At 60.0% G+C, this 25,056-nt stretch carries 21 protein-coding genes; 10 read left to right on the top strand and 11 right to left on the bottom strand.

Annotation, left to right across the window (positions count from 1 at the left end):
• The first annotated feature begins 78 nt into the window (after positions 1-78).
• Positions 79-726: a deoxynucleoside kinase gene (locus BCF11_RS07150; protein ID WP_098494133.1), complete on the top strand. Its 648-nt coding sequence runs from the start codon at positions 79-81 to the stop codon at positions 724-726.
• Positions 727-728: 2 nt separating this feature from the next.
• Complete coding sequence (gene panB, locus BCF11_RS07145; RefSeq protein WP_233212405.1) at positions 729-1,574, top strand: 3-methyl-2-oxobutanoate hydroxymethyltransferase; 846 nt, start codon at positions 729-731, stop codon at positions 1,572-1,574.
• Between the two features lie 30 nt (positions 1,575-1,604).
• Here panB and BCF11_RS07140 read toward each other — a convergent pair whose 3' ends face one another.
• The 7 genes from BCF11_RS07140 to BCF11_RS07110 all read right to left on the bottom strand — a co-directional run bounded on the left by BCF11_RS07140 (position 1,605) and on the right by BCF11_RS07110 (position 7,767).
• Positions 1,605-2,105, bottom strand: a complete 501-nt coding sequence (locus BCF11_RS07140; RefSeq protein WP_098494131.1) for a GNAT family N-acetyltransferase — start codon at positions 2,103-2,105, stop codon at positions 1,605-1,607.
• Positions 2,106-2,132: 27 nt separating this feature from the next.
• A complete protein-coding gene (locus BCF11_RS07135; protein WP_098494130.1) occupies positions 2,133-3,008 on the bottom strand; it encodes a peptidase in 876 nt (291 codons plus the stop codon).
• Positions 3,009-3,124: 116 nt separating this feature from the next.
• Entirely contained in the window at positions 3,125-3,937 is an 813-nt protein-coding gene (locus tag BCF11_RS07130; RefSeq protein WP_098494129.1) for a transglutaminase family protein, read from the bottom strand.
• Between the two features lie 9 nt (positions 3,938-3,946).
• Complete coding sequence (locus BCF11_RS07125) at positions 3,947-4,966, bottom strand: alpha-E domain-containing protein (RefSeq protein WP_098494128.1); 1,020 nt, start codon at positions 4,964-4,966, stop codon at positions 3,947-3,949.
• A 1-nt stretch (position 4,967) separates the two neighbouring features.
• Complete coding sequence (locus tag BCF11_RS07120) at positions 4,968-6,383, bottom strand: circularly permuted type 2 ATP-grasp protein (protein WP_098494127.1); 1,416 nt, start codon at positions 6,381-6,383, stop codon at positions 4,968-4,970.
• Between the two features lie 268 nt (positions 6,384-6,651).
• Positions 6,652-7,080, bottom strand: coding sequence for a cupin domain-containing protein (locus BCF11_RS07115; protein ID WP_098494126.1), 429 nt, complete (start codon positions 7,078-7,080; stop codon positions 6,652-6,654).
• A 33-nt stretch (positions 7,081-7,113) separates the two neighbouring features.
• Entirely contained in the window at positions 7,114-7,767 is a 654-nt protein-coding gene (locus BCF11_RS07110) for a glutathione S-transferase family protein (protein ID WP_098494125.1), read from the bottom strand.
• A gap of 140 nt (positions 7,768-7,907) precedes the next feature.
• On the opposite strand from BCF11_RS07110, the gene BCF11_RS07105 reads away from it, so the two are divergent.
• From BCF11_RS07105 to BCF11_RS07090, 4 genes are all read left to right on the top strand, one after another.
• Positions 7,908-9,134: a polyhydroxyalkanoate depolymerase gene (locus BCF11_RS07105; protein WP_098494124.1), complete on the top strand. Its 1,227-nt coding sequence runs from the start codon at positions 7,908-7,910 to the stop codon at positions 9,132-9,134.
• A gap of 93 nt (positions 9,135-9,227) precedes the next feature.
• Positions 9,228-12,587, top strand: coding sequence for a DUF2126 domain-containing protein (locus tag BCF11_RS07100; RefSeq protein WP_098494123.1), 3,360 nt, complete (start codon positions 9,228-9,230; stop codon positions 12,585-12,587).
• Positions 12,588-12,708: 121 nt separating this feature from the next.
• Positions 12,709-15,246, top strand: coding sequence for a circularly permuted type 2 ATP-grasp protein (locus BCF11_RS07095; RefSeq protein ID WP_098494122.1), 2,538 nt, complete (start codon positions 12,709-12,711; stop codon positions 15,244-15,246).
• On the top strand, positions 15,246-16,178 hold the full coding sequence (locus BCF11_RS07090; RefSeq protein WP_098494121.1) for a transglutaminase family protein: 933 nt from the start codon (positions 15,246-15,248) through the stop codon (positions 16,176-16,178). Before BCF11_RS07095 ends, BCF11_RS07090 begins: the two co-directional genes overlap by 1 nt.
• Before the next feature lie 14 nt (positions 16,179-16,192).
• On the opposite strand, the gene BCF11_RS07085 is transcribed toward BCF11_RS07090, so the two are convergent.
• Entirely contained in the window at positions 16,193-17,029 is an 837-nt protein-coding gene (locus BCF11_RS07085; protein ID WP_158229162.1) for an IclR family transcriptional regulator, read from the bottom strand.
• Between the two features lie 193 nt (positions 17,030-17,222).
• Here BCF11_RS07085 and BCF11_RS07080 point away from each other — a divergent pair, with 193 nt between their 5' ends.
• From BCF11_RS07080 to BCF11_RS07065, 4 genes are all read left to right on the top strand, one after another.
• The gene (locus BCF11_RS07080) at positions 17,223-17,645 is read left to right on the top strand and encodes a thioesterase family protein (RefSeq protein WP_098497365.1); all 423 of its coding nucleotides are present in this window, start codon (positions 17,223-17,225) and stop codon (positions 17,643-17,645) included.
• A gap of 100 nt (positions 17,646-17,745) precedes the next feature.
• The gene (locus BCF11_RS07075) at positions 17,746-18,666 is read left to right on the top strand and encodes a 3-keto-5-aminohexanoate cleavage protein (RefSeq protein ID WP_098494119.1); all 921 of its coding nucleotides are present in this window, start codon (positions 17,746-17,748) and stop codon (positions 18,664-18,666) included.
• Between the two features lie 34 nt (positions 18,667-18,700).
• On the top strand, positions 18,701-20,020 hold the full coding sequence (locus BCF11_RS07070) for an aspartate aminotransferase family protein (RefSeq protein WP_233212404.1): 1,320 nt from the start codon (positions 18,701-18,703) through the stop codon (positions 20,018-20,020).
• Between the two features lie 13 nt (positions 20,021-20,033).
• A complete protein-coding gene (locus BCF11_RS07065) occupies positions 20,034-21,173 on the top strand; it encodes a branched-chain amino acid ABC transporter substrate-binding protein (RefSeq protein ID WP_098494118.1) in 1,140 nt (379 codons plus the stop codon).
• 14 nt (positions 21,174-21,187) lie between these two features.
• Here BCF11_RS07065 and BCF11_RS07060 read toward each other — a convergent pair whose 3' ends face one another.
• The 3 genes from BCF11_RS07060 to BCF11_RS07050 are packed head-to-tail and all read right to left on the bottom strand — an operon-like array spanning position 21,188 to position 25,055.
• Positions 21,188-23,224 carry a sodium:solute symporter family protein gene (locus BCF11_RS07060; protein WP_098494117.1) on the bottom strand — a complete coding sequence of 679 codons (2,037 nt, stop codon included), beginning with the start codon at positions 23,222-23,224 and terminating at the stop codon, positions 21,188-21,190.
• A complete protein-coding gene (locus BCF11_RS07055; RefSeq protein WP_098494116.1) occupies positions 23,221-23,490 on the bottom strand; it encodes a DUF4212 domain-containing protein in 270 nt (89 codons plus the stop codon). Before BCF11_RS07055 ends, BCF11_RS07060 begins: the two co-directional genes overlap by 4 nt.
• Before the next feature lie 26 nt (positions 23,491-23,516).
• Entirely contained in the window at positions 23,517-25,055 is a 1,539-nt protein-coding gene (locus BCF11_RS07050; RefSeq protein ID WP_098494115.1) for a sensor histidine kinase, read from the bottom strand.
• Position 25,056 lies beyond the last annotated feature (1 nt).

Here is a 25,056-nt window from a genome sequence, read left to right as displayed (position 1 = left end):
TGTTAGGGCAAAGTGCTGGATGCGACAGCTTCTGGCACACTGTTGTCCTGGCCCACGCGGCGGCACTTACGGTTGAACATGAATCTAGACAGTTATAAATACATCGTAGTAGAAGGCCCTATCGGCGCCGGCAAGACCACGCTGGCGAACAAGATCGCGACCCATCTGGGAGCCCGGGTCTTGCTGGAACAGCCGCAGGCCAATCCCTTCCTGGAAAAATTTTATCGGGATGCCTCCCGTTATGCGCTGTCGACCCAGATGTTTTTCCTGTTCCAGCGCATCAACCAGTTGCGCGAGGCCTCGCAAAACGATTTGTTCGATAACCGCAACCACCTGGTCGCCGATTTCCTGCTGGCCAAGGATGCCATTTTCGCTAGCCTGACCCTGGCCGACGAAGAGCTCAAGCTGTACCAGCAGATGTACGATCATCTGCGGCCGCAGGCGGCGACACCGGACCTGGTGATCTACCTGCAGGCCGAGCCGGAAACCCTGGTAGAACGCATCAGGAAGCGCGGCATCGAGATGGAAACCGCGATCACCCAGGAATACCTGACGCGCCTGTGCGAAAGCTACAGCCGCTTCTTTCATCACTATGACGATGCGCCCTTGCTGATCGTCAACAACGAACATCTGGACCTGGCCGGCAGCGATGCCGATTTCAGCTTACTCTTGGCGCGTGTCGACAGCATGCGCGGCAGGCGTGAATTTTTCAATCGTGGGGAATGACAATGGCAGCTTATTCACAAGACAGCGTACAAGATAGCGGCGCAACAGCGGCGCGCAGCAAAGTGGTGACCATCCCGGCCTTGCAGGCGCTGCGCGACAAAGGTGAAAAGATCACCATGCTGACCTGCTACGACGCCAGCTTTGCGGCCTTGATGGACCGCTGCGGCGTCGAGACCCTGCTGATCGGCGATTCGCTCGGCATGGTGTGCCAGGGTCACAGCTCGACCTTGCCGGTGACGGTGCAGGATATCGCGTATCACACCGCCAGCGTGGCGCGCGGCAATCGCACGGCACTGGTGCTGGCGGACCTGCCGTTCGGCGCCTACGCTACGCCGGAAAGCGCATTTGCCAACGCCGTGCCGGTGATCCAGGCGGGCGCGCAGATGATCAAGATAGAAGGCGGCGCCTGGCTGGCGCCGACGGTGCGTTTCCTGACCGAGCGGGCAATTCCGGTATGTGGTCATTTGGGACTGACGCCGCAATCGGTGCATCAGATGGGTGGCTATAAGGTGCAAGGCAAGACCAGCGCCGCCGCCGAGCAATTGAAGGCAGACGCCCTGGCTCTGCAGGAAGCCGGCGCCAGCCTGCTGGTGCTGGAAGCGATTCCGGCGGCGCTGGGCAAGGAAGTCAGCGAACTGCTGACGATCCCGACCATCGGTATCGGCGCCGGCCCGGACTGTTCAGGCCAGGTGCTGGTGATGCACGACCTGATGGGGGTTTTCCCGGGCCATAAGGCGCGTTTCGTAAAAGACTTCATGGAAGGCCAGACCAGCATCGATGCTGCCGTGCTGGCCTATGTGCGGGCGGTCAAGGACAAGTCGTTTCCGGCGCCGGAACACTGCTTCTGAGCGAGAGATGAAGGCGATGCTAACGGACCCTTATTGCAGCTGCATCGCCATTTCATGCCAGGCCATGCCGCCATGGTCGGACTCTGAAGCCTTGAGGTACTTGAAGCCCATGCTTTCGTAGAGCGCCACGTGGCGCTCTTTGCACATCAGATGGATGCTGGATTTGCGCAGGGCGCGCATGCGGGCGATGAATTCGTGCATCAATAGTCTGGAGATGCCGCGCCCCTGGAAATCCGGATGCACCACCACCGACATGATCACCACATGCGGCCCGTCCGGGTCGTGGCCGATCAGTTCCTTGAATGCCTCATCCGACATCTCGACCTGGAACGCCGCGCCGCCGTTGATGAAGCCGGCCACCACCCCATCAATTTCATAAACGATGAAACCCTGCGGCCAGGTAGCGATGCGGGTAGCGATCTTTTCTTTCGTGGCGGCTTCGTCGCCCTCGTAGGAGGTCGATTCGATCTGGTAGCAGCGCTCCAGATCGGCGCTGGCGACGAGACGAAGCAGACTATTGTTTGAAGTCATGGATGTGTTGCACTGTTGCGGCAAGCTTCAGGGCTGCTCGTTGCCTTCAGGTCCCTGCGCCAGGGTTTGCAGCGGCACTGGTTGCGCAGGATTGAGGTTGGCGGCCGGCGGCGCCAGCACCAACGGTTCATTCAGCGAGCCTTTGGCCAGCACTACGTTGGGCACGATGTCGGGATTGGCGTTCCAGACCGGATCGGCGAGGCCGTTGAACACCGCGGTCAGCTGCTTGCCCCAGTTTTCATGGATCATCTGGAAGTACTGGTTCTTTTCGTCGATGGTGACGAAGCGGGTCACCGCCAGCGTGTCGCTGCCATACAGCAGCAGGTCCAGCGGCAGGCCGACCGAGATGTTGGAGCGCATGGTGGAATCCATCGAGATCAGCGCGCACTTGGCCGCCTGGTCGAGGGTGGACGCCGGCGTGATCACGCGGTCCAGGATAGGTTTGCCGTACTTCGCTTCGCCGATCTGGAAATAGGTGTTTTCATTCAGCGATTCGATGAAATTGCCGGCTGCATAAACCTGGAACAAGCGGCAGCCCTCGCCCTTGATCTGGCCGCCGAAGATGATGCCGACATTGAAATCGATGCCGAATTTTTCCAGCTTCAGCGCTTCGCGGTCGTACACCACGCGTACCGCTTCGCCGACGATCTGCGCTGCTTCGTACATGGTCGCCACGGTCCAGATGGTCTTGCCGGCGGCGTTCACGTATTCGCCGATGACTTGCTTGATCGATTGCGAAATGGAGAGGTTGCCGGCAGTCATGAACACCATCAGGCGCTCGCCCGGGTTCTCGAATACGCTCATCTTGCGCGCGGTGGCGACGTGGTCCACTCCGGCATTGGTGCGGGAGTCGGAGAGGAAAACCAGACCGGAGTCCAGGCGCAGTGCGACGCAGTAAGTCATGATGTCAAAGAAAAATACAAAGTGGAGATTCTACAGGAAGCGGCGGCCGTTTCCTGGGCGCGCCGCTGATTCTGTTGTTTATTATGCTACAAGTTGATGCATTTTTGCGAGTCGTTTCATTGTTCTGATGGCAATGCGGAAACATTCACCTGCACGCTCATGGTTTCTTCGCCGCCGCCGCGGCGCACGCCACGCACCGGCGCCGCCGATTCGTAGTCGCGCCCTATTGCTAATCGACAATAATTGTCGCTGGCAAAGCAGGCATGGGTGACGTCGATGCTGATCCAGCCTGCAAAGGCGCCTTCCTGCACCCAGACATCGACCCAGGCATGGCTTTCGGCATGGCTGGTGTTGCCGGGATCGATATAGCCGGAAACATAGCGCGCGGAAATCCCCAGCGTGTGACAGCACGCCAGGAACAGGTGCGCATGGTCCTGGCACACGCCCTGGCCCAACGCCAGGGCGTCATCGGCGCTGCTGGTCACGGCGGTTGAGCCGCTCTGGTAAGCCACCGCGCTGCAGATTGCCTGCGCCAGATCGAGCAGTTGCCTGCTGTCGGCGCCTGCCTGCAAGTGGCGGTAAGCGAAATCCATGACGGCGGCGGTAGGCTGAGTCAGCGCCGTCGGCACTGTAAATACGAGCGGCGAAAATTCCCCCGCCTGCGGCAGCCGCCCCTGTTGCAAAGGCGTCACGGCCACCGTGCCTTCGGCGATGATGCGCACTTCGTGATGCGGCTTGGTGACGGTCAGCATATGGCTCAGGTTACCGAAGGCGTCGGTGAACGGATGGCGGCTGCCGGAACTGCTGATATGCCATGCCAGGGTGCGTTGCTGCGCTTCCGCGCGCGGCCACAGCCGCAGCTGCTGAATCGTGTAAGTCAGGGCTGCGGTGTAGTGATAGACGGTCTCATGGCGGATAGTGAGTAACATTAGCCGCTATCAAGTATTAAGGGGCACCAGGAAATCGCGGCTGATGCGATTGCCAAGTTCGAAAATGCGCTCGAAGAAGCGGGTCAGGTAATCATGCAGGCCGGCGTCGAGGATTTCATCCAGGTTGCTGAACTTGAGGTCGGCGTGCAGCTTGCCGGCGAAGCGTTCAGTATCGGATGAAATATCGTTGTGCACATGCTTGAGATTGCCGACCACCTGCTCCATGCAGGACAGCAGCGAGCGCGGCATGTCCGGCCGCAGGATCAGCAGGTCGGCCACGCGCGCCGGCGTGATGACGTCGCGATATACCTTGCGGTAAATCTCGAAACCGGACACCGAACGCAGGATCGCCGCCCAGTAATAGAAATCGATTTGCGGATCGGCGGCGATGGCGTCCTGGTCCTGGCTTTGCTGCTGGCGAATTTTCTGGCTCTGCTGCTGGCCGTTCTGGCCCTTCATGTAGCTGCTTTCCTTGGCGCCATGGAATTTGACGTCGATGATGCGCGCGGTATTGTCGGCGCGCTCCAGAAAGGTGCCGAGGCGGATGAAGTGGAAAGCCTCGTCCTTCAGCATGGTGCCGATAGTGACGCCGCGCGACAGATGCGAGCGATGCTTGACCCATTCGAAAAATTCGGCCGGATTCTGTTCCAGCGCGTTGGTTTGCAGATAACCCTGCATCTTGATCCAGGTCGCATTCTGGATTTCCCAGGCTTCCGTGGTCAGGGCGCCGCGCACCGCCCGCGCATTCTCGCGCGCCTGCTTCAGGCAGGAGGCGATCGAGGACGAGTTGCTGGGATCGCGCACCATGAAATCGATCACGTCCTTTTGCGTCAGCACGTCGTATTTCTTGTCGTAGGCATGGGTCAGCTCGGAAATGCCGAGCACGGCGCGCCAGCCCTTTTCGACATCTTCGACCGACTGCGGCAGCAGCCCGGTCTGCACATGCACATCCAGCATGCGCGCGGTATTTTCGGCCCGCTCGGTATAGCGGGACATCCAGAACAAATGGTCAGCGGTACGGCTCAGCATGTTATTTCTCCAGAATCCAGGTGTCTTTGGTGCCGCCGCCTTGGGACGAGTTGACCACCAGCGAGCCTTCCTTGAGGGCGACGCGGGTCAGGCCGCCGCGCACCAGGGAGACGTTCTTGCCGGACAGGACAAACGGCCGCAGGTCGAGATGGCGTGGCGCGATGCCGGATTCGACATAGGTCGGGCAGGCCGACAGCGCCAGCGTCGGCTGGGAGATATAACCATCCGGCTTGGCGATCACACGCTGGCGGAAGTCTTCGATTTCCTGCTTGGTAGAGGCCGGCCCCACCAGCATGCCGTAGCCGCCGGCGCCATGCACTTCCTTGACCACCAGGTCCTTGAGATTGTCGAGGGTGTATTGCAGGTCTTCCTTCTTGCGGCACTGGAAGGTCGGCACATTGTTGAGGATAGGCGTTTCCGACAGGTAGAACTTGACCATGTCCGGCACGAAGGGATATACCGACTTGTCGTCGGCGACGCCGGTGCCGATGGCGTTCGCCAGCGTCACATTACCGGCCCGGTACACCGACAGCAGGCCGGGCACGCCGAGCGAGGAATCGGGACGGAAGGCGAGCGGATCGAGGTAGTCGTCATCGATGCGGCGATAGATCACGTCGACCCGCTTGGGGCCGCGCGTGGTGCGCATGTAGACGTGGTTGTCGTTGACGAACAGATCCTGTCCTTCGACCAGTTCCACGCCCATCTGCTGGGCCAGGAAAGCGTGTTCGAAATAGGCCGAGTTGTACATGCCCGGCGTCATCACCACCACGGTCGGATCGGTGACGCCGACCGGCGCCACTGAACGCAGGTTATCCAGCAGCATGTCGGGATAATGATCAACCGGAGCGATCTTGTGGCGCAAGAACAGTTCAGGGAACAGCCGCATCATCATCTTGCGGTTTTCCAGCATGTAGGACACGCCCGACGGCACCCGCAGATTATCTTCCAGCACGTAGAACTCGCCCTCGCCGGCACGCACGATGTCGACCCCGGCGATGTGCGCGTAGATGTCCGAAGCCACCGAGATGCCTTGCATTTCGGGGCGGTACTGGGCATTGCGGAAGATCTGCTCAGCCGGGATCACGCCCGCCTTGACGATGTTTTGGTCATGATAGATATCATGGATGAACATATTGAGCGCCTTGACGCGCTGGATCAGGCCGGCTTCGAGCTGCGCCCATTCCTGGGCATGGATGATGCGCGGAATGATGTCGAAGGGGATCAGGCGTTCGGTGCCGGCATCGTTGCCGTAGACGGCGAAGGTGATGCCGACGCGGCGGAAGATCAGATCGGCTTCGGCGCGTTTGCGCGCGATGGTTTCTGCGGTCTGGGCGTTGAGCCAATTGGAAAATTCGCTGTAGTGCGGACGCACCAACGAGCTGCCATCGGAGTACATTTCATCGAAAAAATTTGCCATGATCTTGCTTTGCTGTGGTTTGATCGGGAACTATCAAGTAGCTATCAAGAAGCGTGCCTGTAGCACGCTATTGGTTGACGATTAAGCATTAACTTATTCAAAGATTAACATGCGGTCTCGTCTCTTGAACAGGCTTTATTTGCGGCAATGCGGCGTCAACTCTTAGCAAATTTTGCATATGTCTGGTGGCGGCCTCCGTCTTGTTCTGGGTGAGAGCTAGTGCAAAATGCTGCTCAGCCTGGTCTGTCAGATTGCTCTCATGCGGCTCTCATGCCCATGGCTTGGGCGCCGGAACGGCGCAGGGGCCGGGCATGTCGATCGACGTGAATGCTGCCGGGCTAACAATTTCAAGATACTCCATGTCTTCCGAGTAGTCGAATAAAAAATGCACGATACCGGGGCGCTGGTGCACGCAATCGCCGGCCTTGACCAGGGTTTCCTGGTCTTCATACATGAAACGGGCCCAGCCCTTGAGCATGTAGACGATATGGAAATCCGCTTCGTGGCGATGCCAGCCGGTGCCGACTTCCGGCGCCATGTTGGCCTTCACCAGGTGCGCTACCACCTTGCCGCCGGTGGCGGCGGCGATGCCGAGATCGCGGTACAGGAAAAAGTCGCGCAAGCCGCCGGACTGGAATTCGGTGTCGCCTTCGCGGACATGTGAAAACAGATTTGTCGAGCCCGTTTCGGTATCCATCGAACACTCCTTTCATGATTCATCAAGGCCAGCTCAGAATTCCACATCCAGTTCATTGATATCTTCCGGCTCCAGCTTGGCCGCCTTGATCCATTCCTGCATCTCCGGCATGGCGATGATGCGCTTGCAATAGGCGTTGCAGACCGAATCCAGCTTGACGTCGTAGGTGACGAAGCGGGTCGCCACCGGCGCGTACATGGCGTCGGCCATCGAACGTTCGCCGAACAGGAAGGGGCCGCCGTAGGTAGCCAGGCACTGTTTCCAGATGGTGGTGATGCGCTTGATGTCGGCCTCGGCGCGCGACCACACTTTGAAGTCGGGAAAGCGCGCCTTGATGTTCATCGGCAGCGCCGAGCGCAGCGAACTGAAGCCGGAGTGCATTTCGCCGCAGATCGAACGGCAGTGGGCGCGGGCGGCGCGATCCGCCGGCAGCAGGCCGGCCTTGGGGCGGATTTCGTGCAGGTATTCGCCGATCGCCAGCGTATCCCACACCACGATATTGCCGTGGTACAGGCAAGGCACCAGGATCGACGACGACAGCAGCAGGATTTCCGCGCGGGCGTCGGGATCGTCCGGCGAGATGATGTTTTCCTGGAATTCCAGGCCGGAAAATCGGGTCAGCAGCCAGCCGCGCAAGGACCATGACGAATAGTTCTTGCTGGTGATGCTCAAGGTGGTCTTAGGCATGGCAATATTCTTCCGTAGAGGTCGAAAGGGATTGGATTGGCAAACCGTTTGTTAATTACCGAGCAAGCACCGTGCCAGACGTTTGGGCATGGTTATTGCACCTGAAGGGAATGCCGGCATTCCAATAATAGGGTAGTCCCATGACGAAAATTTACCAGGCATATCAGGGCTATGCGGACCTCAGCGACCCCATGCGCATCTTGGCTGGCGCTACTGCACCAATGTTCGGCGCCAGATGGCCGGGCTGGCCGGAGACCCTGACGCTGCGCAAGCTGGCGGCGGCCTGCGAAGTGTTTGCATGCACCCAGTTGACGCATCAGCGCCCAGCATTCGGGATAAACAGCGCGGAAGACGGCGGCCGCACAGTTTCGGTGCAAGAAGAGGTGGCCGACCAGACGCCGTTCTGCACCTTGTTGCGTTTCCGTAAGGAAACCAAGGTTCAGCAACCGCGGATACTGCTGGTGGCGCCGATGTCGGGCCACTTCGCCACCTTGCTGCGCGGCACTGTCATAACCCTGTTGCGCGATCACGACGTCTACATCACCGACTGGCACAATGCGCGCGATGTCGCCCTCAGCGATGGCCGCTTCGGTTTCGACGAATATGTCGCCCACCTGATCCGCTTTATCGAGAAAATCGGCCCCGGTACGCACCTGGTGGCGGTTTGCCAGCCGACCGTGGCGGCGCTGGCGGCGGTCTCGCTGATGGCGGCCGAGCATCATCCGGCGCAGCCGGCCAGCATGACCCTGATGGCCGGTCCGATCGATACCCGCATCAATCCGACCGCGGTCAATGAGTTGGCGAAAAGCAAGCCTATCGCCTGGTTCGAGAAAAACCTGGTGAGCACCGTTCCCGGCCGTTACGCCGGCAGCCAGCGCCAGGTCTATCCTGGCTTTTTGCAGCTGACGGCCTTCATGAACATGAACCTGGAGCGCCACCTGAAGGCCTTCCAGAACCTGTACAACTACCTGGTCGAAGGGGAGGATGAAAAAGCCAATACCATCAAGACCTTCTATGCGGAGTATTTCGCCATGTCGGACCTGGCGGCGGAGTTCTATCTGGAAACCGTGCAAAGCGTGTTCCAGGATCATGCATTGCCGCTTGGTGAAATGCAGGCATTAGGGCGTACCATAGAACCGGCAGCGATCCGCCGCACCGCGCTGTTCACGATCGAAGGAGAGAAGGATGACATCTGTGCGGTGGGGCAGACCGTGGCGGCGCAGGACATGTGCAGCGGCATACGGCCGTACATGAAGTTGCATCATGTGCAGACCGGGGTAGGGCATTATGGCGTCTTCAACGGCCGCCGCTGGGACAATGAAATCTATCCGCGCTTGCGCGAATTCATTCATAGCCATGAGCCATAGAGCAGTAAGGTTTTTTGTCAGTTCGTTGAATATCCGGCAGCAAAATTTTTCGCTGACCGATTTATTGATTGTTGATTGTCGCAAAGGATAGCCATGTCGATTCACGTTGCACTCAACCATCTCACTACTTACCGCTACGACAAGGCCATCAGCCTCGGCCCGCAGATCATTCGCCTGCGGCCGGCGCCGCATTGCCGTACCCGGATCCTGAGTTACTCCCTGCGGATCTTGCCGCAGCCGCATTTCATCAACTGGCAGCAGGACCCGCAGGCCAACTACCTGGCGCGGCTGGTGTTTCCGGAAAAGACTACCGAATTCCAGATCGAGGTCGACCTGGTGGCGGAAATGTCGGTGCTCAATCCCTTCGATTTCTTTCTCGAACCGTATGCCGAGAAAGTGCCGTTTTCGTATGCCGCGGAATTGCTCAACGAGCTGGAGCCGTACCGCAAGAAACTGCCGGTCACGCCGCAGCTGCAAAAATTCCTGGATACGGTGCCGCGTGAAAAGATCCGCACCGAAGACTTTCTGGTCAACCTGAACCAGAGCCTGGCCCAGCTGATCGGCTACACCATCCGCATGGAGCCGGGCGTGCAGACGCCGGAACAGACGCTGGACCTGGGCTCCGGCTCCTGCCGCGATTCGTCCTGGCTGCTGGTGCAGATCCTGCGCCACCTGGGGCTGGCGGCGCGCTTCGTGTCCGGCTACCTGATCCAGCTGACGGCGGACCAGAAAGCGCTGGACGGTCCCTCTGGAACCGAGGTCGATTTCACCGACCTGCACGCCTGGTGCGAAGTGTATCTGCCCGGCGCCGGTTGGATCGGCCTCGACCCGACTTCCGGCTTGCTGGCAGGCGAAGGCCACATCCCGTTGTCCTGCACGCCGGAACCGTCATCGGCGGCGCCGGTGAGCGGCATGGTGGAACCCAGCGAAGTGGAATTCGGCCACGCGATGAGCGTCACCCGCATCTGGGAATCGCCGCGCGTCACCAAGCCTTACAGCGAGCAGCAATGGGAGCAGATCGAAGAACTCGGCCACGCCATCGACGATGATCTCGATGCATTGGATGTACGCCTGACCATGGGCGGTGAACCGACCTTCGTGGCGCTGGACGATCCCGAGGGTGACGAATGGAATACCGCCGCCATGGGACCGGGTAAGAAGCCGCTGGCGGCGCAACTGTATCACCGCCTGCGCCAGCAATATGCAGCGCAGGGGCTGCCGCATTTCGGCCAGGGCAAATGGTATCCAGGCGAACAGCTGCCGCGCTGGTCCTTGAACTGCTACTGGCGCCGCGACGGCGAGCCGATCTGGAACACGCCTGAGCTGATTGCCGATGAAACCAAAAAGCAGGCCAGCGAAGACGGCGTCGCCGAGCGCTTCCTGCATGGCGTCGCCGCGCGCCTGACGCTGGAGCGGCAAAATGTCTTCGCCGCCTATGAAGACATCTACTACTACCTGTGGCGCGAACGCCGCCTGGCGATCAATGTCGACCCTTCCGACTCGCGGCTGGACGACAAGCAGGAACGGGCGCGGCTGGCGCGCGTGTTTTCGCAAGGGCTGCGCAAGGTTGCCGGCTATGTCCTGCCGCTGGCGCGCAGCGCCGACGAGCGCAGCTGGAAAAGCGGCAACTGGTACCTGCGCGGCGACCATTGCTATCTGCTGCCTGGCGATTCGCCGCTCGGCTATCGCCTGCCGCTGGATTCGCAGCCATGGGTCAAGGCCGGCGATTATCCCTATGTGCATCAGCCCGATCCGACCCAGCAGTTCCAACCCCTGCCGGTAGCGCACCAGCAGCGCGATAAGCTGGCTCCGGCAAGTAGCGCCAAGAGCGCGGCGGCGGCAAGCGATGCGCCGAAATACAGCACGGCGTTCAGCAGCGATCCGAATCTTGCAGCCAAGCTCACCAGCATACCGGCGCCTTTGGAATCGGCTGACAAGATCACGCGCACGGCCTTGTGCGCCGAAGTGCGCAATGGCGTGCTGTATCTGTTCATGCCGCCGCTGGCGCGCCTGGAAGATTACCTGGAACTGGTGGCAGCGATTGAAGCTACCGCCGAAACCCTGCAGCAGCCGATGCTGCTGGAAGGCTACGAGCCGCCTAACGATCCGCGTTTGAAAAAATTCAGCGTGACGCCGGATCCGGGTGTGATCGAAGTCAATGTCCAGCCCATGCACAGTTGGAGCGAGCTGGTGGCCAACACCAGCTATCTCTACGATGTCGCGCGCGAAACCCGCCTGACCACCGAGAAATTCATGCTCGATGGCCACCATTCCGGCACCGGCGGCGGCAACCACCTGGTGCTGGGCGGCGCCACCACCGGCGATTCGCCGTTCCTGCGCCGTCCCGATCTGCTGCGCAGCCTGATCAGTTACTGGAACAATCATCCGGCCCTTTCCTATCTGTTTTCCGGCATGTTCATCGGCCCCACCTCGCAGGCGCCGCGGGTCGATGAAGCGCGCAACGATTCGGTGGTGGAGCTGGAACTGGCATTCACGGAAATGGAAAAGCAGCTGGCCAAGGATAACTGCGCGCCATGGCTGGTGGACCGTCTGCTGCGCAATCTGCTGATCGACGTCACCGGCAACACGCACCGCGCCGAATTCTGCATCGACAAACTGTATTCGCCGGACAGCAGCACCGGCCGGCTCGGCCTGCTGGAATTGCGTGCCTTCGAAATGCCGCCGCATGCGCGCATGAGCCTGACCCAGCAACTGCTGCTGCGGGCGCTGGTGGCGCGTTTCTGGAAGACGCCGTACCAGCCGCCGCGCCTGGTGCGCTGGGGCACCGAGCTGCACGACCGTTTCCTGCTGCCGCATTTCATCTGGCAGGATTTCGGCGACGTCATGGACGATCTGCAGCAGGCCGGCTATGCCTTCAAGGCGGAATGGTTCGCACCGCACTTCGAGTTCCGCTTTCCGAAAATCGGCGACTATGCGGTCAATGGCATTGCGCTGGAGTTGCGCACGGCGTTGGAGCCATGGCACGTGCTGGGCGAGGAAAACCGTTCCGGTGGCAACGCCCGCTACGTCGATTCCTCGCTGGAGCGGGTGCAGGTCAAGGTGAGCGGCATGGCGCCGGATCGCTACGTCCTGACCTGCAACGGCGTCGCCGTGCCGCTGCAGCCGACCGGCCGCGTCGGCGAGTTCGTCAGCGGCATCCGCTATCGCGCCTGGCAGCCGCCGTCGGCGCTGCATCCGACCATCGGCATCGATTCGCCGCTGACTTTCGACCTGGTCGATACCTGGAACGGCCGCAGCCTGGGTGGTTGCCAGTATCACGTGGTGCATCCGGGCGGACGCAGCTACGATACCTTCCCGGTCAATGCGTTCGAGGCGGAAAGCCGCCGCCTGGGACGTTATTTCCGTCTTAACCATACGCCGGGAACGATGCAGGTGAAGCAAGCGATAGCGTCCGTCGAGTTCCCATTTACGTTAGACTTACGTCACTTCTGACCAACCTCGCCAGTCGGCGGCCGGAAAAGCTGTAGGGCAACTTGTGCAAAGTTGCCCGCCGGGTTTTCCTGCGCTGCAGCAGGTTGTCTATAACCAAAACAAGTGACGCAAGCGATCAACCATGTACCGGCGTTTACTCGAAAGTTATCCTGCTGAGGCTGATCGTTACGACGAAATGCTTGAGGCAGGCGGCCGCCTGCGGCCGCATTGGCGGACCCTGATCGACCAGCTGGAAGACCTTTCGCCGGAGGTGCTGCGGCGCCGCGCGCGCGAGGTGCGCGAGGCCATCGCCGCCGACGGCGTGACCTACAATGTGTACGCCGATCCGCAAGGCGCCAACCGGCCTTGGGAACTGGATCTGTTGCCGCAGATCATTTCCGCCGAAGAATGGCAGACGCTGTCTGCTGCCGTCACCCAGCGCGCCAAGCTGCTGAACGCGGTGCTGGCTGATCTCTACGGACCGCAAGCGCTGTTGTCGGAAGGTTTGCTGCCGCCGGCGCTGGTGTTCGGCCAGCACGGCTATCTCTGGCCCTGCCGCGGCATCGAACCGCCGGGCGGCATCCACCTGCATCTGTATGCGATCGACCTGGCGCGTTCGCCGGATGGCCACTGGTGGGTCATCTCCGACCGTACCCAGGGCCCCTCGGGCGCCGGCTATGCTCTGCAAAACCGCCAGATCATGTCGCGCGCGATGCCAGACACGGTGCGCGACATGCATGTGCAGTCGCTGCTGAAATTTTTCCATACCCTGCACAACAGCCTGAGCGAACTGGCGCCGGCCGGCGGCGAACCGCCGCTGGTAGTGCTGCTGACGCCAGGCCCGTATAACGAAACCTATTCGGAGCACGCCTTCCTGGCGCATACGCTGGGCTTCCCGCTGGTCGAAGGGGCGGACCTGATGGTGCGCGGCGACATGGTCTACCTGAAAACCCTGAGCGGCCTGCGCCGGGTGCATGCAATCCTGCGCCGGTTGGACGACGACTATTGCGATCCGCTCGAACTGCGCGCCGATTCCGCGCTCGGCATTCCCGGCCTGGTGCAGGCGGCGCGCCTGGGCAATGTGCTGATCGCCAATTCGCTCGGCAGCGGCGTGCTGGAGTCGGGCGCCTTGCACGGCTTCTTGCCGGCCATCTGCCAGCGCCTGTTGGGCCAGCCGCTGGCGCTGCCTGCGGTGGCGTCCTGGTGGTGCGGCGAAAAGCCGGCGCTCGAATACACCCTGGCCAATCTTGAGCAACTGGTGATCATGCCGGCCTTCCCCTCGATGCGCATGCAGCCGATCTACGGCCATAGCCTGAATGCACAGTCGCGCCAGCGCGTGATCGACAGCTTGCTGGCTCAGCCGCATGCTTATGTAGCGCAGGAATGGGTGCGTTTGTCGCAGGCGCCGGTATTGTCGCGCAGCGGTGAATATCGCCTGATGAGCCGTGCTGTCAGCTTGCGCGTGTTCGTGGTGGCGGCCGCCGACGGCAGCTATCATGTGATGCCGGGTGGCCTGACGCGGGTGGCGCCGCGCCAGCGCAAGGATATCGTTTCGATGCAGCAGGGCGGCGCCAGCAAGGATGTCTGGGTGCTGGGGCAGATGCGGGCGGAAGCAGCCGATGGGTCAGCTGCGCCGGCTGAAAACCAGGATGGCCGGCAGCGCGCTCTGCACATCTCGCTGGACACCATCCGCAGTACGGTCGACATTTCTTCGCATGCCGGGGAAAACCTGTTCTGGATGGGCCGCTATGCCGAGCGTTGCGACAACCTGGCGCATCTGCTGCGCGCCACCCTGCAGCGCAGCATAGATCTGCAAGGCGATGCGCGCGAGAATTTCTATCAACTGTGCGAGATTTGCCGCGGCCTTGGAATCGCCTTGCCGGCGTTGTCGGCGAGCGGACGACCAAGCATCAGCGCCATGCAGCAAGCCCTGATCGCGGCGATTGCCGATCCGACTGCGGCCACCAGCATCGCCGCCAATCTGCGTCATCTGCATCATTGCGGCTACCAGGTGCGCGAGCATCTTTCGCTCGACAACTGGCATGCCATCAACCGCATGCCGGGCCTGGTGGCAGACAGCGGCATGACGCCAGCCTTGGCGCTGCACATGCTGAACAATGTGATCCAGGCTTGCGTCGGCTTGGCCGGCCATGCGCTGGACGACACCACGCGCGACGAAGGCTGGCATTTCCTGATGCTGGGACGCCACATAGAACGCATGACGCATCTGGCGACCTTGTTCGGCCAGTTCCTGCGGTTGCCGGCGGAGGCGCAGAACAAGATCTTGCCGTGGCTGCTGGAGTCGGCCAACAGCGTAGTCACCTACCGTGTACGCTACCGGCGCGCGCCGGAGTGGCTGCCTGTTCTGCATCTGCTGGTGTTCGATGCCAGCAATCCGCACGGCATCGCGTTCCAGTTCCAGATGCTGGAGCGTTATCTGAGCGATATTGCGGAGCAGCTGGGAACGCTCAGCATGGACACGCCGGCGCACCTGTCGGCCCTGTTGCGCGAGTTCGAATTGCAGGATCTCAGTCACGATTCGCTGTTCGTGGCGGATGCGCATGCGCGCCTGGTGCAGCTGATGCGCGATGCAATCACCGGCGCCTTTGCCTTGTCCGATGAGTTGGCGCGGCATTTCTTCACGCCGCTGAATGCCCCGGTCAGCCAGGGGGTGTCTTGATGAGTGAATACGTTTACCACATCCGTCACGATACGCATTATGCCTACTCGCAGCCGGTGCGGCTGTCGCATCAGATGCTGCGCCTGACGCCGCGTTCGCTGCCGTGGCAGACCTGCACTTCGCACGGCATAGCGATTATTCCCGAGCCGCAAAACCTGCGCTTGCTGCTGGATAGTTTCGGCAATCCGATGCAGTCGTTTTCGCTGGAGAGCGATCATACCGATCTGCGCGCCATCGCCGATTCCTGGGTGACTTTGACCCAGCGGCAGTTGTCGCCGCCGACGCCGCCGTGGGAGCTGGCGCGCAGCAAGCTGTCGTATCAGGCTGGGCAGTTTTTATTACCAGACGACCTGGAGGCGACGCGTTATCTGTTTGAATCGGCGCATGTGCGTATCAAGCGCGAGTTCCTGGCTTATGCGATGGAGTCGTTTACGCCGGGGCAGTCTTTGCTGGATGGTATCCAGGCTTTGATGACGCGGATTTTTCGCGAATTTACTTTCGATCCTCTGGCTACTACGGTTTCTACGCCGGTGACTGAGGTGTTTGCTACCCGACGCGGGGTGTGCCAGGATTTTGCGCATTTCATGTTGTCTTGTCTGCGTTCGCTGGGGCTGGCGGCGCGTTATGTCAGCGGTTATCTGTTGACTGAGCCGCCGCCGGGACAGCCGCGCTTGATCGGGGCGGATGCTTCGCATGCCTGGGTGTCGGTGTATTGTCCTGGCGTCGACGGTCAGGCCAGCAGCTGGATCGATGCTGATCCTACCAATGGTATTTTCCCGGACACCAGCCATATTACTTTGGGTTGGGGACGCGACTTTCTCGATGTCTCGCCCTTGCGTGGAGTATTGATCGGCGGCGGCCAGCAAACCATGGATGTAGCCGTCACGGTCATGCCGGCGCACGAAGCGCCGGGGTTTGGTTTCGCGGTATGACGCGGGTCTGGCCGTTACGGTAAAGAGAGCGCATCTGTCATATCCCTTACGATCATGCTGGCTCGTTTTTGCATCTCGATGAGGTGGTGTGCAACGGTTTTGTTGTCCATGCGGCTGGCGAGCGCGCCTAGTCCTATAGCGCCGATTGTCTCCTGTTGAGCGGTAACAATAGGGACCGCGATGCCGCGATAGCCTGTGTTCTCCAATTCAATGTTCAGATCGGCATATCCGCAGCTTTGGCAGCGCAAGATACGATCAAGCACCTCCTTGGAGCTGCATCCGAAACGCTCATATCGCCCTTGATTGCGCAAGAGGATGGCTTCGATTTCGTCCTCCGCCATGGTGCGCATCAGCGCGATGCCTCCTACGCTGGCGCCCAAGGGCCTTCTATTCCCGATTTCCACGTAGAGGATCTTCACCGGATGCGTTCCGATCTGGCGATCGATGCATATCGAGTCGCGCCGGTTGCGCTGGGTGAGAAAAACCGTTTCGCCAAGTGCGCTGGCCAGCTCATCCAGATAGGGTGACGCCGCCGCTTTCAGCGGAAAGCGGTTACGCCGCGCCAAGCCTAAGAAAAACACCTCCTGTCCCAGGAAATAGCGGTGGCCGTGCGCGGGTTTTTCTGCCAAGCCTTGCTCAATCATTTCCTTCAGGAGACGATGAACAGACGGCGCCGGCAAGCCAAGCTCCTCGGCAATATCCACCAGACGCCGCCCGTGATCCTGACCGATCGCCAGTGCGCTCAGAAGTTTTGCCGCCCGTTCCACGCTGCGTACGTTTTTGGTGCCTGTGGCGCGGCTTTGGGACGGCGCCCGTTGCTTCGTTGCACCAGGGTTCCCGGACATTTTCATCGGCATGCTCCTCCTTCAATAAGAAACGTTGCTGGGGCCGAAGATAGCAGAAAATTCCGCGTGGCGGAATTTTTAAGACATCACTCATTGCAGCCTGCAACAGCGATTCATACACTTGATGCAAGCTGTGACGACGACCGCTGCTATCAATTGGCCGGCGTACATTTGCATTCAAGACTTGGAGACCATCTGCATGACTGCTGCTACTGCTTATACCTGCCTCAAGGAGATTCGCTTTCACCACTGCGATCCGGCTGGGATCGTGTTCTATCCGCAGTACTTTGTGCTGTTCCACGAGCTGATCGAAGACTGGTTCAATGACGGACTCAATATTTCCTACTCCGAGATGATAGCCATCCATCGGAAAGGGATTCCTACGGTGCGCCTGGAGTGTGATTTTCTTGCGCCGAGCAGACTTGGCGACGTACTGACAATGCAGCTGAACGTCGCCAGACTCGGAGAAAGTTCACTGCGCGTCAAGCTATCCGCGAGCCATCTCGGCAAAAAGCGGATTGCGGCGACACAGACTGTGGTGCTGATCTCGCTCGAAACAATGCGACCGATGCCACTGCCGGAAGACTATATTTTTCGCATGACGCCATTCGTGAGCGAGTAGCAGCAGAGTCGGCCAACTCCGATCGCGATTGATTGCTTCTATTTCCAATCGCATGTCACAACATGTAATTTTTTCCAATTCATACCAGGAGACCTTGAGCATGGCAAATCAGAAAATAATCGTTCTTGTGGCGCCTACCGGCGGCATGGCATTCAAATCGCAAAATCCGCGACTGCCGACCCAGCCAGAAGAGATTGCCCGCGACGTCTACGACTGCTATAACGCTGGTGCAAGCGTGGCAGCTATCCACGCCCGATTACCAAACGACGAAGCCACCTGCAACGCGGGGATCTACCGCGATATCAATGCGCGCATTCGCTCAAAATGCAACATCGTCATTAACAATTCGACCGGCGGCGGCATCCATGGCGACATGATCAAGCCGCTTGAAGACGGGCTTTTCGATACCGCCTGGTCGGAACGGATCAAAGGCATGGATGCCGGCGCCGAGATGTGCACACTGGACGCATGCACCATGAACGCAACTTTCAACGCTGCGGAAGTGCTCTTGAATACCCCGCCTTCGCGCTGCCGCCAGCTGGCGGCTACCATGAAAGAACGCGGTATCAAGCCAGAATGGGAGGTCTTCAATCCCGCTCATATCATTCAGGACGTAGCGCATCTCATCGAGCAAGGTTTCGACCAGCCGCCTTATATCATCAATATGGTGCTTAACGCGCATCGCGGTTTTCAGAACGCCATGCCTTATACGCCCAAGACACTGCAATACATGGTTGATATGCTGCCGCAGGAAAGCATGTTCTGCGTCAGCGGAATTGGCCCTGCCCAGCTGCCCGCCGGCATCAACGCCTTGCTGCTGGGCGGCGCCATGATCAGGGTAGGGTTGGAAGATAACCTGTATTACCGTCACGGACAGCTTGCCACGAACGTCGAGCTCGTCGAACGCGCCGTGCGCTTGCTAAGAGAAATGGATTACGACGTCGCGACTCCGGCGGAGGCTCGGCAGCTGATGGGGTTGCCGCGCTCAGACAGCACAGTGCGCCCGGAATTCTCGGTATGAGCGATACGCGCATTTTTTAAGGAGTAAGGAACTCATGACATTAAAAAAAGCAAGCGCCGGCCTGGCGCTGGATGACATGCTGAACGCTGCGCAAGCCGAATTCGTTAGCGCGAATCCCGAAAGCAGCGCGCGCATTGCCAAGGCTGAACAGGTTATGCCAGGAGGAAATACCCGCTCGATACTGTATTCCCTTCCTTTCCCGCTGGTGATGGCGAGCGGACGCAATGCCAGACTCACAGATGTCGACGGACACGAGTACATCGATTTCATCGCTGAATACAGCGCAGGAATCTACGGCCATTCGCATCCAGTGATTGTTCAGGCGATTATCGAAGCGCTTGATGGCGGCATCAACCTGAGCGGACACAATACCTACGAAGCGGCGCTCGCTCGGCTGATCTGCGAGCGCTTTGCGTCGATAGATCTGGTGCGCTTCACGAATTCGGGTACAGAAGCCAATCTGATGGCGATCGCCGCTGCCAAGATTTTCACCGGCCGTAGCAAGATCGTTGTGTTTGACGGCGCCTATCACGGCGGTGTGCTCAACTTCGGCGGTAGTAGCTCAGCGGTCAACGTGCCGCACGATTATCTTATCGCGCCGTATAACGATCTTGCCGCGGCACAGGTATTGATGAAACAGCATGGTAGCGAGATAGCCGCGATTCTGGTCGAACCGATGCTAGGCGCCGGCGGTTGCATACCAGGAACGCAGGAATTTCTGCAAGGCTTGCGCGCTGCTGCTGATGCTTCCGGTGCTGTGCTGATTTTCGACGAAGTGATGACGTCGCGCTGTGCTCCTGGCGGCCGGCAGGAAATCATGGGTATTGCGCCCGATATCACCACGCTGGGAAAATATATCGGCGGCGGCATGTCGTTCGGCGCATTCGGCGGCAGGCGCGCCATCATGGATCAGTTCGATCCGAGCAGAAGCAAGAGCGTGTCGCATGCGGGAACGTTCAACAACAACGTGGTGACTATGGCCGCCGGCATCGCCGGCATTGGCAAGCTGTATACTCCGGAGGTCGCGATTGCCTTCACTCAGCGCGGCAATGCCTTGCGTGAACGGCTCAATCGCATCTGCATCGCGCATGCTGTCGCCATGCAGTTTACTGGCATCGGCACCACGATGAACGTCCATTTCACCAGACAAGCCATTTCCTCGCCAGCGGATATTGCCGGCGCAGATCCGCGTTTCAAGAAATTGCTGTTCTTTTATTTGTTGAGAAGCGGAATTTATATCGGCTCACGCGGCTTCATCGTCATGTCGTTGCCGCTAAGCGATAGCGACCTGGATAAATTGGTCGATGCGATCGGACAATTCATTGTTTGCTACAAGCAATATCTTTCTGCCTGATTGGGGGCATGCTATGCAAAAGAAAATAGTTTTTCTGGCGGCTGTTCTCGCCATTTCCGCAACAAGCAGTGCGTCTGATCAGGAACAGATCGTCAGGATCGGACACGTTGGCCCGCTCACCGGGGCATTGGCGCATGTAGGCAAGGATAATGAGCTTGGCGCCCGCATGGCGATTGATGAACTGAACGCCAAAGGGATCCGCATCGACGGCAAGAAAATCACATTCGCATTGGCGGCGGAAGACGATGAAGGCGATCCCAAGCATGGCACCGCGGCGGCGCAAAAGCTGGTTGACGCCAAAGTCAACGGCGTGATCGGTCACCTTAACTCGGGTACGACCATCCCTGCTTCAAAGATCTACTACGAAGCGGGTATCCCGCAAATTTCGCCGTCTGCAACCAACCCGAAATATACACAGCAAGGTTTCGATACCACGTTCCGCCTGGTCGCCAACGATAGCCAGCTAGGCGGCGCTTTAGGTCGTTATGCCGTCGAAGCATTACAAGCCAAGAATATCGCCGTGATCGATGACCGTACCGCCTACGGTCAGGGTGTGGCGGAAGAGTTCATCAAAAGCGTCAAAAAGGGCGGCGCCAGCATAGTGGCGACGCAGTTCACCAACGACAAGGCAACCGACTTCAGCGCCATCCTGACCTCGATCAAGGCCCGCAAGCCGGATCTGGTGTTCTTCGGTGGAATGGATGCCGTTGCCGGGCCCATGCTGCGCCAGATGAAACAACTGGGCGTCAATGCCGTCTTCATGGGAGGAGACGGCATTTGCTCAAGCGCGCTACCGCGCTTGGCCGGCGATGCACTGGGCGACAACCGCATTATCTGCGCCGAGGCTGGTGGCATTGTGGAAGCAGGCAAGAAAAACCTGGAAACCTTTAAGGCCGCATTCAAAAAGAAATTTAATGTAGAAGTGCAGCTCTACGCACCGTACGTCTATGACTCTGTCCAGGTTATGGCCGCAGCCATGCAAAAGGCGGACTCCGTTGTTCCCGCGAAATACCTCCCTGCCTTGGCCAGCATTAATTATCACGGCATAACCGGCCCGATCGCTTTTGATGCCAAAGGCGATATCAAGGAGGGCGCGCTGACGTTATTCACATATAAATCAGGCGCACGCAACCAGATCGCCATCGTCAGGTAGGAAACGATGTGGTCCTAGGGCGCGCGAATCTGCTGCACCAGCGAGACTGCGCGCGGATCGGGCGGCGGCGTCAGCAGGCTGACCACGATCAATGCCAGCAAGCCAGCCGGCACGCCGAAGATGCCCGCTGCCATCGGCGCGATGTGGAACCACTGGCCGCTGGCGGAGCCGCCTAGCGACGGATAGGTGTGCAGCATGTAGTACACGCAGGTGACGAAGCCGACCACGATGGCGGCCATGGCGCCTTCCTGGTTGCCGCGCTTCCAGAATACGCCTAGCGCCAGTACCGGGAACAGGGCGGAAGCTGCCAGCGAAAACGCTGCGCCTACCATCGACAGGATGTCGCCGGGTTTCAGCGACGCCGTGTAGGCCGCCAGCAGCGCCACCACCAGCAGCAGCAATTTGGACACCGTGACGCGCTTGGCGTTGGAGGCGTGTGGGTCGATCATCTTGTAGTAGACGTCGTGCGAGAGGGCGTTGGAAATCGTCAGCAGCAAGCCGTCCGCGGTCGACAGCGCTGCCGCCAGGCCGCCGGCGGCGACCAGGCCGGAGATGTAGTAGGGCAGTTTGGCGATCTCCGGCGTCGCCAGCACGATGATGTCGCCGTCCAGCACGATTTCCGACAGCTGCACGATGCCGTCGTGGTTGACGTCGGTGATGCTGACCAGCGGATGGAGCTTGTCGATATTGGCCCAGTACGAGATCCATTCCGGCAGGTGCGCATAGTCGGAACCGACCAGCGACGTGTAGATATAGTACTTTACCAGCACCGCCAGCGCCGGCACCGTCAGATAGATTAGCAGGATGAAAAACAAGGTCCAGAATACCGATTTTCGGGTTTCATGCACCGACGGCGTGGTGTAGTAGCGCATCAGGATATGCGGCAGCGCGGCGGTGCCCAGCATCAGGCAAAACACCAGGGCCAGGAAATTGTTGCGCTTGATGTCCGAGGCTTCAGGGCTGGCCGCGGCAAATGGCGTGGCTTGCGGAATCGGCGGTTCGGCGCGCGCCAGGTAGCCGGCTTTCTCCTGCTGCCAGGTGCGTTCGGCTTCCTCGGGGGTTTTCGGATAGTTGCTGAGGGCGCGGCTGGCGGCGCGGATCTCGATCAGCGAGCCGTTGCTGCGCTTGAGTTTTTCCAGGTACTGCTGCGCCTCTACGCGGCCTTGCTCCCAGGAGGTCGGCAGATTGTGCAGGCGTACATCGTAGTCGTTGGCCTTGGCCTTGAAGATCTCGCGCACCTGGATTTCCTTGGGATCGGCGTCGAACTTCTTTTCGATATCGGTGATCTGGGTCAGCACCGTACCGTAGGAAACCTGCGCCAACGGGCTGTGCGTGTGCTGCGTCGACAGCAAGACCACCGGGATCAGATAGGCGAACAGGATGATGATGTACTGCGCCACCTGGGTCCAGGTGATCGCCCGCATGCCGCCCAGGAAAGAACAGACCAGGATGCTGGCCAGTCCGAGGAAAATGCCGACCGAGAAATCGACGCCGGTAAAGCGCGAGGTGATCAGGCCGACGCCGTAGATCTGCGCCACCACATAAATGAAGGAAATCAGCACGGTGGCGATGACGGCCAGGATGCGCACCGGATCGCTGCTGGTGCGGCCGCGGTAGCGCGCCGCCAGGAAATCCGGAATGGTGTATTGTCCGAACTTGCGCAGATAAGGGGCGATCAACAGCGCTACCAGGCAGTAGCCGCCGGTCCAGCCGATGATGTAGGCGAGGCCTTCGAAGCCTTGCAAGTAGAGGCCGCCGGCCAAGCTGATAAAGGTAGCGGCGGAGATCCAGTCAGCGGCAGTGGCCATGCCGTTAAACAGCCCCGGCACGCGCTGTCCCGCTACATAATATTCGGAGACGTCGGAGGTGCGGCTCATGATGCCGATGCCGGCATACAGCACCACGGTGGCAAACATGAACATATAGCCGATCCAGGTGCGCGGCAAGCCTTCCTGTTCCAGGATCGCCAGCACCACCAGCAAGGCGATGAAACCGGCGGTGTACCAGCCGTAGTAGCGCACCAGCCGCCAGAAGAAAGATTTGTCGTTCATTGCGCGTCGCTGTCCGTGCCTTCAGCCTGATAGCGGCGATCGATCTTGTGCATCCGCCAGGTGTATAACGTGACGATCAGCAGATAACCCAGGGCCAGGCCCTGCGCCGCCATGTAGAACGACAGCGGCCAGCCGAACCAGGTGATGCTCGCCAGTTCCCGGGCAAAGAAGATGATGGCAAAGGTCAGGACGAACCAGACCAGCAGCAACGCCAGGGTCAGTCGCCTGGTGCTGCGCCAATGGCTGGGAGGGTGGGGAGTAAGCATGGATAGTTCTGGTCTCGGATTGACGGTCAATGGAAATCTGTCTTGGCTGTTTTCAGCAAATGCAGGCTGACGCGGAACAGGCTGCCCGGCAGTTCCAGATCGCTGCTGTGCGGATTGTAGGAGATCGTGATTTGCGCATCGTGCTGCAGGGCGATCTCGCGCACGATCGCCAGCCCCAGCCCGCTGCCGCCGCGGCTGCTGTCGAGGATGCGGTAGAAGCGCTGGAAGATATGATCGCGCTCGGCCGGCGGAATGCCGGGCCCGGTGTCTTCTACTTCCAGGATGGCGAACTGCGCCTGTCCGGGCTCGCCGTCGGCGCGCACACGCACCGTGACGCGGCCCTCCACCGGCGTGTAGTGCAGCGCATTGTCGATCAGGTTGCCGAGCAGCTCGCGCAGCATGAGGGGATTGCACATGACCGGCAGCGGCTGCTCAGCCTGTTCGAAGCCGAGGTCGATACGTTGCGTGAAAGACGCCTGTACCCAGTCCTGCACCACGCCGCGCGCAAACTCGGACAGGTCGCGCTGCACGAACGGGGCATTTTCCTGCGACTGGTTTTCCGCCCTGGCCAGAGACAGCAGCTGGTTCACCAGCCGGGTGGCAGACTCGGAACTCTTGGCCAGCTGCTCCAGCGAGCGATGGATATCCTCCTGGCGGGTCTGGCGCAAAGCCAGTTCCGATTGCATGCGCATGCCGGCCAGCGGTGTCTTCATCTGGTGCGCGGCGTCGGCGATAAAGCGTTTCTGGGTTTGTATCGAAAGCGAGAGCCGCTCCAGCATGTCGTTGAGGGAACGCACCAGCGGCGAAATTTCTTCCGGCACCTGGCCCGAATCGATAGGGCTTAGATCGTCCGGCCGCCGGGCCCGGATGCGCTGCTGCAACTCAGACAAGGGCGACAGTCCGCGCGACAGCGCAAACCAGATCAGCGCCAGCACGATCGGCAGGATCAGGAACTGCGGCAGGATCACGCCCTTGATGATGGCGTTCGCCAGGCGCGCCCGCTTTTCCAGCGTTTCCGCAACCTGCACCAGCGCCGTGCGCGGCGGCGCGGTGGCGTTGACCTCGGCGACGCTGCGCAGGTCGACGTAGGCGTAGGCAATCCGCACGTCATTGCCGTGCAGGATAGCGTCGCGGTGCTGCACCGTGCCGGGATGAGCGGTGTCTTCCTGGGCGATGGCCGGCGGGATGATCAGGTCGCGGTCGCCTTCGACGATATTGCCGCGCGCATCGGTGATCAGGTAGTAGACATTGTCGATATCGTCGGCGCGCAGGAAATCGCGCGCCGGTCCGTTGAGTCGCGTCGCCACCTTGCCGTTGATTTCGATTACCTGTTGCGACAACACCATGACACTGTCGTCCAGGGCCTGGTCGAAAGGCTGGTTGGCGATGGTTTTCGCCACCACATAGGTAATCGCAATGCTGATCGGCCACAGCAGCAGCAGCGGCACCAGCATCCAGTCGAGGATTTCGCCGAACAGCGAGCGCTGGACACGCTCTTCAGCCTGTTGTGCTAGCGGCGCAGTGGGCTGATGTGTGGTCGGCAGCGCATCCGGAGACAAGGCCATG

Origin of the sequence: Collimonas sp. PA-H2 (assembly GCF_002564105.1) — a bacterium.
In the GTDB taxonomy this organism is placed as follows: domain Bacteria; phylum Pseudomonadota; class Gammaproteobacteria; order Burkholderiales; family Burkholderiaceae_D; genus Collimonas.
Note: the sequence above shows the minus strand (reverse complement) of the source record. Positions and strands in the feature narration are given on the sequence as shown.